The organism is Cohnella phaseoli (assembly GCF_003386235.1).
GTDB classification, from domain to species: Bacteria; Bacillota; Bacilli; order Paenibacillales; family Paenibacillaceae; genus Cohnella; species Cohnella phaseoli.
In genome coordinates this window covers 171029-183915 of record NZ_QRDZ01000020.1, presented here as the reverse complement: position 1 = coordinate 183915, position 12887 = coordinate 171029, and the positions used below count along the sequence as shown (strand labels likewise).

At 51.6% G+C, this 12887-nt stretch carries 10 protein-coding genes; all 10 read right to left on the bottom strand.

The annotated features are described in order from the left end of the window. On the bottom strand, positions 1-215 hold a 215-nt coding region (locus DFP98_RS39495; RefSeq protein WP_220377154.1), incomplete at its 3' end, for a hypothetical protein. Positions 216-252: 37 nt separating this feature from the next. Then, positions 253-1497: a copper amine oxidase N-terminal domain-containing protein gene (locus DFP98_RS23395; protein ID WP_342772503.1), complete on the bottom strand. Its 1245-nt coding sequence runs from the start codon at positions 1495-1497 to the stop codon at positions 253-255. Continuing rightward, positions 1494-2858 carry a phosphoglucosamine mutase gene (gene glmM / locus DFP98_RS23390; protein ID WP_116063029.1) on the bottom strand — a complete coding sequence of 455 codons (1365 nt, stop codon included), beginning with the start codon at positions 2856-2858 and terminating at the stop codon, positions 1494-1496. Before glmM ends, DFP98_RS23395 begins: the two co-directional genes overlap by 4 nt. Before the next feature lie 17 nt (positions 2859-2875). Next, positions 2876-3808, bottom strand: coding sequence for a hypothetical protein (locus tag DFP98_RS23385; protein ID WP_116063028.1), 933 nt, complete (start codon positions 3806-3808; stop codon positions 2876-2878). Next, on the bottom strand, positions 3795-5147 hold the full coding sequence (locus DFP98_RS23380; RefSeq protein ID WP_116063027.1) for a nucleotide sugar dehydrogenase: 1353 nt from the start codon (positions 5145-5147) through the stop codon (positions 3795-3797). Before DFP98_RS23380 ends, DFP98_RS23385 begins: the two co-directional genes overlap by 14 nt. 25 nt (positions 5148-5172) lie before the next feature. Beyond that, positions 5173-5973 (bottom strand): response regulator, encoded by an 801-nt coding sequence (locus DFP98_RS23375; protein ID WP_116063026.1) that lies wholly within the window; start codon positions 5971-5973, stop codon positions 5173-5175. A gap of 11 nt (positions 5974-5984) precedes the next feature. Then, complete coding sequence (locus tag DFP98_RS23370) at positions 5985-7385, bottom strand: glycosyltransferase family 2 protein (protein ID WP_116063042.1); 1401 nt, start codon at positions 7383-7385, stop codon at positions 5985-5987. A gap of 69 nt (positions 7386-7454) precedes the next feature. Further along, positions 7455-8624 carry a HEAT repeat domain-containing protein gene (locus tag DFP98_RS23365; protein ID WP_116063025.1) on the bottom strand — a complete coding sequence of 390 codons (1170 nt, stop codon included), beginning with the start codon at positions 8622-8624 and terminating at the stop codon, positions 7455-7457. A 24-nt stretch (positions 8625-8648) separates the two neighbouring features. Continuing rightward, positions 8649-10880: a hypothetical protein gene (locus DFP98_RS23360; RefSeq protein ID WP_116063024.1), complete on the bottom strand. Its 2232-nt coding sequence runs from the start codon at positions 10878-10880 to the stop codon at positions 8649-8651. Between the two features lie 216 nt (positions 10881-11096). Then, positions 11097-12851 (bottom strand): Rieske (2Fe-2S) protein, encoded by a 1755-nt coding sequence (locus DFP98_RS23355; protein ID WP_116063023.1) that lies wholly within the window; start codon positions 12849-12851, stop codon positions 11097-11099. Positions 12852-12887: the final 36 nt, after the last annotated feature.

Below are 12887 nucleotides of genomic sequence, written 5' to 3'. Positions count from 1 at the left end.
GAAGGAACGAAGAAGTTCAACAAACAGCTTTTTACTCGATAATAAAAAACGATACGAGGTGTCGTGTCGCTGATGCAGGCTTTCAGAATTCGAATTTGAGCCCATAGCAATAGTCCCCCGATCCTTTTTAGTAAATTATATCTATTTCTGGTTATCGAAACAATGAAAAGCGGCAAGCCCCGCTGCCAAATGGGACTTACCGCTTTTCGAGCCATATAAATGCCGCCTGATTTTGACGACTACGCATCCCCCTCACTCCGAGCTCCCAACCATCGCAACCCAGCTTCTATAATCGTGGATTGCCATTCCGGCATAACCGGCATGCTGGGATAGCTCTCGATGAGCGGTTTGCAGCTCTTGATCCATGAAATCCGGATTCTTGGAATAGAAGGACACGCGATCGCCTTCCAAGCTTCTAGCGGTTTCCACCGCAATGATCAAAGACTTGCCGAGAGCAGAGGCTTCCTTCAACATCGCTTGGGCGTTGGCGACGATCCCGTCTTTCCCCAAGGCATGATTGCGATAATCCATAATTACAAGACTGTCGAACTTCTCAAGCAGCCATGCGCTGAAGCTGTATTCGGTGTCGGGCACTTTAACGTTATGAAGCCAAAAAGGGACGTCCAACGCAATTTCTAATCCGCTGCCTTTGGCTTCCTGCTCAATGAATCTCAAATTATGTAACCAGTTTTCAAGAATCATCCGATTATTGGCATCCCATTCAGCCAACAGATAAGGTTCGATATCGAAATGCAGACCGGCAAAGCGTTCTTCCGACTCAACGGATGCGTTGTACTGCCGAACCCATGCCATAAATGCTTTTATTTGATCCTGCTTAGATTTAAGCCCCCAATCGGGACGACCGGCCAGAGCCTCTACTCTGATTTGCCGTTCGTTGGCGCTTCGAATGAAATCGGCATATACCTTAGGCGCAATATCTCTATTCATGTGAAGGTAAATGGCATTTACGTCGTGCTCGCTTGCAAAGCCGAGAATTCGATCCCGATCGTTTTCAATGATGCGGCTATCCCAAATCCACGTGCCTTTAGGAATTTTCGGCGGAGTCGTCACGACGGCCAGCCTATGCTGCGCATCCCACTCCACTTGAGCTTGAAAAAGCTCGCCGATCAGCCGCAGCGGGACCATAACGCGGTTGTTTTGGATCACCGCCGGCGTATCGAGCGTTATCGTCTCCCCATTCGCCGCTTTCGCGTTGTTTTGGCCGATCGTTACAAGGATCGTTCTATTCGGCATCGAGAAAGCGACTTGGTTGGAATCCTTGTTCCACTCCATCTTGGCGCCCAGCTTTTCCGATACGAATCTTGCCGGGACCATCGTACGGTTCGATTGGCGCTCGATATACGGGGGCGCATCCGGAAAATCTACCTTCTCGCCGTTTACGACGATTCGGATTTGGGAAGCGGCGGCAGCGACGGGTACGACAATCGATACGCATAGGACGATGACCCAAATCCAGATCAGCCATTTCTTCATCATCTACCGCTGAATGCCAATTCTTCCTTAATCGCAGCGACGATTTGCCCGACAAAGCCGGCAAGCTCTTGTTCATTCGGGCCTTCCGCCATCACTCGCACGATCGATTCCGTCCCTGAAGGGCGAACGAGCACTCTCCCGCTCCCGTCCATCCGATTCTCTACCGATCTGATGGCTCCTTCGACTTTCGGATTTCCCGCCAGCTTCGACTTGTCCTCGACTTGAACGTTGATCAGCAGCTGCGGATACTTGGTCATGCCTCGCGCAAGCTCGCTTAGAGATTCGGACTCGGATTTCAAGACGTCCATCAGTTGAATCGCGCACAGCATGCCGTCTCCGGTCGTGCCATAGTCCAGCATCACGATATGGCCCGACTGCTCCCCGCCCAGATTATAGCCGCCTTGCAGCATTTCCTCCAAAACGTAGCGGTCTCCGACTTTGGTTTGTTTGGTCGCGATCCCCTTCCGCTCCAGCGCCTTGTAGAAGCCCAGGTTGCTCATGACGGTAGACACTACCGTATCATTCTTCAAGCGTTGACGCTTCTTCATGAATTCAGCCAGAATGTAGAGGATATGGTCTCCGTCCACGATCGTCCCCTTCTCATCGACGGCAATAAGCCGATCCGCATCCCCATCGAAGGAAAGGCCGAGGTCGGCCCGATGCTCCAACACCGCCCGCTGAACCGCTTCGGGGTGCGTAGAGCCGCATCCATCGTTAATATTCAAGCCGTCCGGTTGATGGGACAACACCACCGTATCTGCTCCCAAGTCGCGGAAAAGCCGGGGCGCCAACCTCGACACCGCTCCGTTGGCGCAATCCACGACCACTTTAAGCCCTTCGAAGCGATGATTAACCGTCGCCTTTAAGTAGGAAAGATAGGCTTGTCCCCCTTCGAGGTCGTCCTGCACCGCACCGACGCCGGCGCCGATCGGACGCGGAATTCGATCCTCGTCCTCATCCGCATCCAGCAGCGCTTCGATCTCCGCTTCGATCTCGTCCGACAGCTTAAATCCGTCGCCTCCGAAAAATTTAATCCCATTATCCTCCACTGGATTATGGGATGCGGAAATCATCACCCCCGCATCCGCTCCCCTTGCTTTCGTCAAATACGCCACGCCCGGCGTAGAAATAACGCCTAATCGGAGAACGTCGGCGCCAATCGACAATAAGCCTGCGACAAGAGCCGCTTCCAGCATCTCCCCCGAAACGCGGGTATCCCGCCCGATCAATATTTTCGGACGTTTCCCCTGCTTGTTCCGAGTTAACACATATCCGCCTAGTCGTCCTAAACGAAATACTAATTCAGGACTTAACGTCCCGTTAGCTACGCCGCGTACCCCGTCGGTACCGAAATATTTTCCCATACGTATCGTCCTTCCTTTCATTCCTGCGGACCGGATTCTGCGGCTCCCTTCCAGCTCTTGTAGTCATGGATGGAGAAGCCTTCATATCCGGAATACCGACGCATAGCCTTATGGCTCAACTGTATTTGCCGCTGTAAGCTGGAGGCGTCCTGGCCGAAAAAAGTAACGTGCTCCCCTTCGTCCGAAGGAGCCGTTTCCAGACCAATGATCACGGGCTTCCCCGCTCGGGTTCCTTCCTTGATCATCGGCAAAGCATGTTCTACAATTCCGTTATCGCCGATGGCGAAATTCCGATAATTCATCAGCACAACGCGGTCGAACCGCTCCAGCATCCAAGCTCCCAAGCTCTCGCCGGATCGGGCGGGAATCTTATGAATCCAGAAAGGGAGATCGGCTGATACCCGCAAGGAGCCGACCCGCTTGGCCCTGTCAACTAAATATGCCGCGTTATCCATCCATTGGCTTACAGCATCGTCACGATCCTGTTCCCATCCCTCCAGCAGATAAGGCTCAATATCGACGTGGATGCCGTCAAATGCGGCTTGTTCGCTCACCGCGTTTCGATAGTCTTCCATCCACCCGATAAAAGAGTCGATCTCCCGTCTATAATCGGTTAATCCCCAGGTGGGGTCTCCTCCCAGCGCTTCGACCTCGATTCCCAACCCGTGCGCTTCCTCGACGAAAGTCCGGTACGGTTCAAAATCTTGGGATTCGCGATCGATGTGCAGGAAGATTACGTTCACTCCTTGATCTTCGGCAAATGCGAGTATTTCGTTTTTGTCTTCTATTAAAGCCGTTGTATCCCATACCCAAGTCGCCATAATCGACGGCTTGTCGAAGCGTTCTTTCAGCATAAGAACCGTTGCGATCGCCACGCAGATCAGCATGGCGATCAAAATCATTTTAAGAGGCGGGAGCTTGCTGGGAATGTTGGATTTAAGCGCCGACAAGAACTTTCACGTCTTGGTGTTGAATTCCGGTTCCTAGCTTATGAATGTTATCCGACTTAATGTCTGCAAAAGCATTGCGCGTATCGATAATCGGAACGCCCATTTCCGCCAGCTCATGATAGCTGAAGCTGCGATGATTGGTGATCAACACCATGCAATCGTATTGGGCAAAGGCGTCCGGATCGTATTTCACCGTATGAACGCTGCGGCCCTGTTCGTCCTGGAACGAAGTTGCGTACGGATCGTAATATTCCACCTTTGCTCCGCTTTTTTTGAACAATTCATAGATTTCCAGGCCGGGAGATTCGCGCAGATCGTCGATGTCCGGCTTGTAGGACATGCCTAGCAGCAATACTTTAGAGTTGCGGATCGATTTGGCGTATACGTTCAGCACTTGAGCCGTCTTGTTCAGAACGTATTCCGGCATATTATCGTTAATCGACTGGGCCAATTCGATAAACTTGCTGTAAAAGCGGAATTCTTTGGCTTTCCAGGATAGATACATCGGGTCCAGCGGGATGCAATGCCCGCCGATTCCCGGCCCCGGATAGAAGGCCATAAATCCGAACGGTTTCGTAGAGGCGGCCCGAATGACTTCCCATACGTCAATCGCCATTCGATCGCACATCATGGCCAATTCGTTGACGAAAGCGATGTTGATGCTGCGGAACGTATTTTCCAGCAGCTTGGACATCTCCGCGACTTTAGGCGAAGACACCGGAACGACGGTTTTGACCACGTTGTTGTACAGCGATACCCCGAGCTCTTTGCATCTCTCCGTCGTGCCGCCGATGACCTTGGGCGTATTGTACGTATTGTAGTTGGGATTGCCCGGGTCTACGCGCTCCGGGGAGAAACAGAGGAAGAAGTCCCGACCGGCCTTTAATCCCAGAGCCTCAAGCTCGTATTCGATTAACTCTTCCGTCGTTCCGGGATATGTCGTGCTTTCAAGAACGATCAACGTTCCTTTGCGGATATATTTCTTGATCTCGTTCACAACGCTCACAATAAAGGAAGTGTCCGGATCCTGGTTTTCGCTGAGGGGGGTCGGCACGCAGATGCTGATCGTATCCAACTCCCGCATCGTTTCGAAGCGGTTCGTCGGCACGAATTTCCCGCTGCTCACGGCATCGGCCACGATGGAACTCGGCACGTCTTGAATGTAGGATTCGCCGCCAAGAAGGGACTCTATTTTACGGTTATCCAAGTCAATGCCATATACGGTAAAACCGCCTTTTACCATTTCCATCGCTAGCGGCAAACCGACGTATCCCAGACCTACGACGCCGACTTTCGCCGTTTTATTTTGCAGATTTTCTTTTAAGATGTTGTATGTCATACTATCCGCTCCTCGCATTTTCAAGTTAAAGGTTTCCAGCCAGTCTCTTGATTTTCCATTCCAATTCGGAGATCGACAGCGGCTTGGTCACGTAATCGGCAGCTCCCGACTCGTAAGCGCGGCTCCTGTGGTCCGCGAGATGATTGTCCGTCAGAACGATCACCTTGCCTTCATTCGGTTCATGGCGTTGGATGCTGCGAATCAGCTGATATCCATCCAGAATCGGCATATTTAACTCGGTAATGACGAGGTCCGGCAATTCCCGGAAGAACACATCGTAAGCCTCTTGTCCGTCTTGCGCCTCATAGACGCGATACCCTTTCAGCTCCAAGCGGATCTTGATGAATTCGCGCACAAGATCGTCTGGCTCGGCAATGAGTACAGAAGTCGCGGCATCGTCCGACGTAAGAAAACGAATGTCCCCCTCGTTGCCTTTGCTCCGGATCGCCTGCTGAATGAAATCCGCGATTGCGGACTCGGTCGGCTTTCCGCTCTCCGGAAAGCTGGACACGATTAATCGTCCGTGCAGCAGACGCCGAGGTTGAAGGAAATCCTTCAATACGAGCGACGCATAATGGGTGCTGCCCAATGTACCGCCGTCCAGTACCGCGCATAAAACCTGATTCGAATCGTCATAGAATAATTGGACCGACAGAGAGATGTCGTTCTTGCTTATCACCCCTTTCGCCTGTTCGAGCGTTCTTGGACTCAAGTCCGCGCAAGGAGCCAGAATGACTCCGCACGAAGCGCTCTTTCGGGTCGCCACATGGATGAATTGTAAAAGCTGCAACGTCGTTTCCTGAATGCTGTTGCGAATGACGGCCATGATCTCCACTCCTATTTATTAAAATTGGTACGAACCATCGTTCCCCACGTATTGTTGTTGCGGAAGAAGTCGATGTGTCCCATTAATCTCCACAGCACGCCGACTTGTCGGTAACCAAAAAACATGAGAACAGAGTACAGCATCATTTTGTGGAGATCGCTCAGTTTCGGATAACGATTAAACGCTTTTTCCTCGATAAACAAAGCGCCGAGGCTCAGAATGAAACAGGAGAAAAAGTTCACCAGCATAAAGACGACGACGGTTTTCCAATCCGCCATATTCAGCAGCCAGTACCCCAGCATCGCAATCAGACCGCTTAAGCGAAAATATGGGTTCAAGGTTTCAAACAATACGTTATACGGAAGCGTTAAAAGCCCGAACACTTTGTACCGAGGGCGGAAAATCATATGGAACCCTTCTTCGACCATGTTTTTCAAGTTCCCGCGGCCCCAGCGCTTCCGTTGGCTGCTTAGTATCCGATAAGTATCCGGCGCTTGCGTCCAACATACGGCGTCCGGGCAAAAAGCGACATGGTAAGGGATTTTATTTTCCAGGCAATAACGGTGAAGCTTGATGACGATGTTCATGTCTTCCCCGGGATATCCGCCGCGATATCCGCCTACCGCGATGACCTTATCCTTCTGAAAGACGCCGAAGGCGCCGGACACGATGATCAATCCGTTAATGGCGCTCCAGCCGATCCGGCCGCCCAAGAAAGCTTTGATATACTCTACGTTCTGCAGCGCCGGCCACACTTTTTGCGGAAAACGGATTTTTTTGACGATCCCGTCTTCTACCGTACAGCTGTTCACGATTCGTACGTTTCCGCCGACCGCCACAGTCTCTTCGGGATTTTCCATATACACTCTGGCGATTCGGGTTAGCGCGTCTTTCTCCAGCAGCGAATCGGCATCGATCGTCGAAATCAGAGAATGGCGGGAAAGGTTGATTCCTGCGTTTAAGGAGTCCGCTTTGCCTCCGTTTTCTTTATCAATGAAAAACAAGTTCGGATACTCGGGATTATGATAATAGCCTCTGACCTTCTCGGTTTTAATAGGTTTGGCGACAAAAGGCTGAATCTCTTGAAGCTGGAACTCTTCGATCATAATTCGGGTCGTATCGTCATTGGAGCCGTCATTCACGACGATAACCTCGTATTCCGGATAGTTCAAAGCCAACAAGGATCTTACGTTTTCTTTGATCGTTAATTCTTCGTTAAACGCCGGGACTAACAAGGACACTGGCGGCAAGTGTTCGGAACCGGACAGCTTCTGAATGCGATTGTAGCGAATCCCTCTTTGAAGAGGCGAAGTATGGCGAATCGATAAAGCGAAAATCAGAAAATAAATGAAAGTAATCGCCAAGGCATAATACATCGCAAAGTAGCCGTAGCCCAGTAAAAAGTCGCGCAAGAAGTTTAAAAACTGCTGCAAATAATATTCGAATATTCTCATGCTTCGGTTTCCTCCTAAATCGGCTAACTACACAACGCGATAGATTCGTTTGTTTTTGCCGAACGCTTTTTCGTAATGGTAAGCCAACGAATTGTATCGCGTCAGCCGATCAAGGTCGTGGTGCCGGCTGGAAAGGGCCTCGATTTGTTCCTCGATCAGCGTTCGGAGGAATTCTCCTTGCTCCGATCCTCTTGCTTCTGCGGCGACTTCGCACAATTGGGCGGCTCCTTCTTCTCCGAGCAGCAACAGCCCGTTCGCGCTGGCGGCGGATACTCGCTTGCTTTCATCCAATAAGGCGCCTCTCATAACATCGATATATGGAACCAGCTTCAGATCCGCGATCGCTTGAGCCGCCAGAACGCGCACCTCGTCCAGCGGGTGCCGGAGCAGCTTTTGAACGACGTTTCTGGGAATAAAATGAACGGATTTCAGATAGATTTCCACGGCTTTATACTGAATGGTGCTATCCGGGGAATCGAGAAGACGATAGACAGCCGATGCCGCCGTCGGCTCGGTATACTCCTTCAATCCGCACAGACCGATTCGGATGAATTCATGGGTGTCCCGTTGCAGAAATTCCGCAAACAGCGCCCGATGATCGATGTCCGCTTCCTTAATCATGTCGACAAGCAGCTCGTAAAAGCCTTTGTTATGCTTCAGAAGAATCTGCACCATTTCTTTGACGTCCTGTTCATCGCGAGCGCATTTCGCAATCGAGCGGGCGACGACGAAGAGGGACGAATTCCGTTTATGCGTTCGGAGCAGCTTGAGCAAAGCCGGAACGGCTTCCCGAACTCTCATGCAGCCTAAGTGATACGCCGCATCGATTTTCGCGGAATAAGCGCCTTTGCTCAGACGATTAAGGTGATTTTGCGCCAGCCCCAGGCGGACGCAGAGCTCCATGCATTTCTCGCGAGGAGCTCCAGTAAAGTTCTCGATCATCTCGTTCAAGCGTTCCTGCAGCGCTTCTCGTTCCATTTTGCTTAATGCAAACGGCGGTGCGTTTAACGGTTCTGTTCCTTCGATATTCAATTGGATGTAGGTGAGATAATCTTTGATTTTGACCTCGAACCTGCGCTCCGTTCTGGCTTTGCTCACACTTTTGATTTTCAAGGCATAGACGGCCAAAGCGAATACGAGATTCAAAATAAGAAGTACGTATAGAAATTGGATCGCCACTTCGATGTTGATATACACAAATAAATCCTTCCTCTCTTCGCTTTATTCAGTTACCGGTTGATTGACTTCGCGCATCGCTTTTTGCATCGTGTAGTAGCTTTGTTTCGGGCGTTCCACATAATCGACATCGACATCCTCCCACCTGTCCCACGCGTAAAACGGAAGCTTCGATACCGGATACGGATCGCTGCCTTCGAGACCGATCACCTTTTGCGAATCTTTGCTGACGATCCAGGGAACGAGGCGAACGCCTTCGACTTTCACCGATTCGAATTCTTTCGTTCCGGTATCCGTGTAGCTAATGGCGCTGAGCGAGCTCGGATCGCTGAATCCAAGCAGCATCCACGGAATCCGAATTTCCAGCGTATTGCCTTTGACCTGCCACATCGCCTTCGAATTATAATTCGGATCCTGCGGGTTGCTCGTTCCTCTTCGCAAGTCTCCGACGTCGATATCGCCGAAGGGATGATCGAACCGGGCATCCGGATGTTCCAGCAAATAATTCACGACCAATTTCCAGGGCTTAAAAAGTCCGCTATCGTCCTGCAGCTCTTTGGGATCAAAAGCTAATATTTTCGATAGATGACCATAGTACCGGGTATGGAAATCGTAATTGGAGGCAATCATCATCCGGCCTTCGTCCTCGTCGCCGAGCTCGATTAACGTCTCCAAGCCCTCGTCCAGCGTCTTTCCTTGGAGCTGCGGAGCATGGCGATTGCCGCCTTTTAAAGTGTCAAAGCCCAGATAGATCGAATGATTAGAAAATTCTAAAGATTCGGAAAAATTAACCAAGAGGTATAGATAACCTTCGTCATGCGTGGCCCATATTTCGTTAAATCCTTCGCTCTGCAGCTCCAGCTTTGTCTTGTCTCCGTTATCCAGCTTGTCCCAGTCCGAAGCGTCCCCGTCGATGTGAATCGTATCGTCTTTGCTCGGATACATACCGAGTACGCCGAAATGGGATTCGTTCGTGAGCGTGTTATACCAGTAGGCCCGGCGATCGGGAACGTCGTAATGCATCGTGTTCCATGTTTTCTTAAACCATTCGTCCTGCCACGTAAACAGAATCGCTCCAGAGTATCCCTCCTGATGGATCTGACGGAACATATCCGCATCCATCTCCCCCTGCTCCTTATCGTCGTGACCGCCCTGATCGCGCCCCAGCATGCCGGTATGGGCAATTCCTTGCGAGGCGGGAACGCCGAATTCGGTAATCATAATCGGCATCTCGTTATGATATTCCTTCAGCTTGTGGAGATAGGTTTTGTAGCTATCCGCTTCGCCTTTGTCGTTTTTCATCGTTTGGAACGATTTGTCGAAGGTGAAGAAATCCGGATAGTAAGGGTACACGTGATAGGAGGCAAAATAACCGGCATCCCAATCGACGGCCGCGATATGCGTCGGATCGACGCTGACCATATCCTCGGCAACGAGCGGCTCGCCCGGATGCTCCAGCGGATCAGTCGTTACCCAATTCGAGAAGGCGATCGGATGCTGCCATCCGTGCTCGGCTTCCGTGGCAGCCGTGATGTCGACCATCTCGGCCAACCATTTTTCAAAGGGACTTGCTCCGGGTTGGCTTTGAAAATGCTCGCCCTTATAATCCGCAACGTCCGGATTGTTCTTATTCGTCTTGACCACCATCACAGGGTCCCATTCCGTGCCGACGATCCAGCTCATGAGATAAGGGCCGGCATTAAAGACATAGCTGCCGCTGGCTTTGCCGGAATGCTCTTCGGCTTCAAGATCGATATTTCCGTACACGGCTTCTACAGCCTCTTGAATCTCTTTTTCAAACTTCTGTTTAACCTTCGGATCAAATGCGTTCTGCCCCTCGATCAATTGCTCTTCCGGACTCCACACCCCTTGAATAAAAAAGAGCGGATTATCCCGATGCTTCGCATTATATCGGACCAGAGCCTCGTAAAACTCCGGTTTAAGTACGGTGTACACGCGAATAACGTTGGCGCCCATCTCTTGAATCATTTCAAACCATCTCATATAGTCGTCTTTTGAAATCTCGAGCTCGCCGGGGAAATGTCCCGGAACCGCAGCTCCCATATTCACCCCTTTGGCGAAATAAGGATTCCATGACTGGTTTTGAAATTGTTCGATTTGCGTTCCGTTCGTTTTGAATTTCACTTTAACGCCATTGCCGATCTCGGCGCTTTCTACCTTAGCGATTGGCGGCATCAACCAATAGGCGACCGCCCCGCCCACGACGACGACAACAAGTCCTAATCGGATAAAGCCGTTTTTGAGTAACTTTTTCATTGCCTTAATTTAGCACAGACCTATGCCTTTTCGGCATTAATTATTTTTTAGAACTTTAATAAATCTAGCCGTTCCTTCTCTCGAATTCTGTGTAAAAGAAAAAGGCTACCCCCTCGCTTATGAGCGGAGATAGCCTTTAAATAACGAATTGGACATACTATATGAAACATTAACGCATTTTTAGAAATTACTTATTCAGAATTAATACAGGGCAGCTTAATCGGACTCAAAAAGCCGTTCGCCGCGGTGCAGTCGCCAGGCGATCCGAGCCGTATGCGGCATCTCTCTTGCTGTCGGAGCATGGGCGGCAAGATAGCGGGCGCATGCGATCAGCATCGTATTCGCGGCGCGATCCGCCAACGCTTCGGTTCCGTCCATGGCGCGCCAGTGGTCATATTCGGCGATTGCGGCCTCGTACATTTGAAAAGAATGAAATTCCGCGTCTTCTCGCAGCAAGCTGTGACCGAGCGTATTGAGCAGCGGCGCATGGTCGCGGCCGGAGTCCAGGTAGGCGGCAACCCAGCCGGCCGCCTCTTCCACCTGTTGGCGTCGATCCAGCAGCGAGAGCAAGTCCTCGGTCGAGGCTTCGGCTATGCCCGCCTTGTATTCGTCCTTCTTCGGCTTTGGAGCGCGCGGAACGTTCAAGAAACGGTCATGATAAATCGCGATCGCCCCATAAAACAATGCGCGGTACAGCAGAGGCTCCTGCGAACGCAGCAGCCTTTCGTGCACGGCATGTGCGTAAGTAAATGTATGCAGCACGGCCAGCCAATCCCCGAAGTCGTTCTGGGTATGGAAGCGTGCGATGCGTTCCGCGGCCGCCAGAGTAATGAGTCGGGCTAACCTAGCAGGAGCAATGCCCCCCATCAGCGCATCGGATATTTGTTGAATCGTTGCAAGGGGTTGGTCCCCGAGCAGCTGATCTACGAAAGCGTCTTCATTAAAGGCGGAGGTGGCGGACTTTCCGGACAAATCATCGCTCCGTAATTGTTCAAAGGCTTGCTTCAAGGGCGTAACCAGATCGATCGGCGATTGCCAATGATGCTGCTCTTCGCTGCGCGACGGATTTCTCATCAGAGGCATGAGCGAGGCAAGTATGATTTCGGCAGCGTCCGGCCCAAGCGCATCAAGCGCTTCGAACGCTTTATTATGAAAGTCGAACGTATGCCCTCCGTCCAAATAGAAATGGTCCGTGACCGCAGTAAGCAGCATATCTGCAAGTTCATCCGACGACATGCCGGCGGTAACCGCGGTCAGCAGCACTTTCTCCGCGCCTTGCGAATCGCGGACTTCGACACAGTTGCGGTACCAGTCGGCGAGTCGCTTCGGTGAAGTGTCCGCAGACGGCAGCGGACCAAGCAAGTGGCGAGGTGCGCGGCCAGCCCCGGCGCGGGCAACGTGTACAAGTCCGTGATAGAGCGCCAGGATGCGACCTTGCTTATCGAGCTTCGGAAGAACGTTGCGCATAGCGGTCAGAATCGTCAAGCCGCTGCCCCAACCGCTGCTTAGCGATGTCCCGTACAAAATGCCGATTCGCACGATTTCATCCTCGGACACGCCTGCTTCGATCAGACCGACAACCGCTTTGGCAATGACGATGCCGATGTTCTGCTCCAAGCCTTCCCGCAGCCGCTGATTCAACTTTTCAATACTCATCGTTTGCCGCGGCGCCGGGTTAACCCATACTTCCCCATTCTCTATCTTCACGTCGTGAGCCAGCGCATCGTCCGCCCAAGGATCAAGCGTGCCGCCGCTGCAGATGTCGAAGCGCGCATGATGCCAATGACAGGTCAATATTCCGTCGCACAGACTGCCTAGGTGAAGCGGAAAACCGAGATGCGGACAGCGATTGTCCACTGCCGCCGCTCCGTCCTCATGGGCAAATACGGCGATTCCCCCTTTGATGACCTTGGCGCCCTCAGACTTCAGTTGGTCCAGCGTTCCGGCAGAAATCCATTCCTCTGTTCGCATTGCTTTTCCTCCTATTTTATAAATTCTCGGACAAAT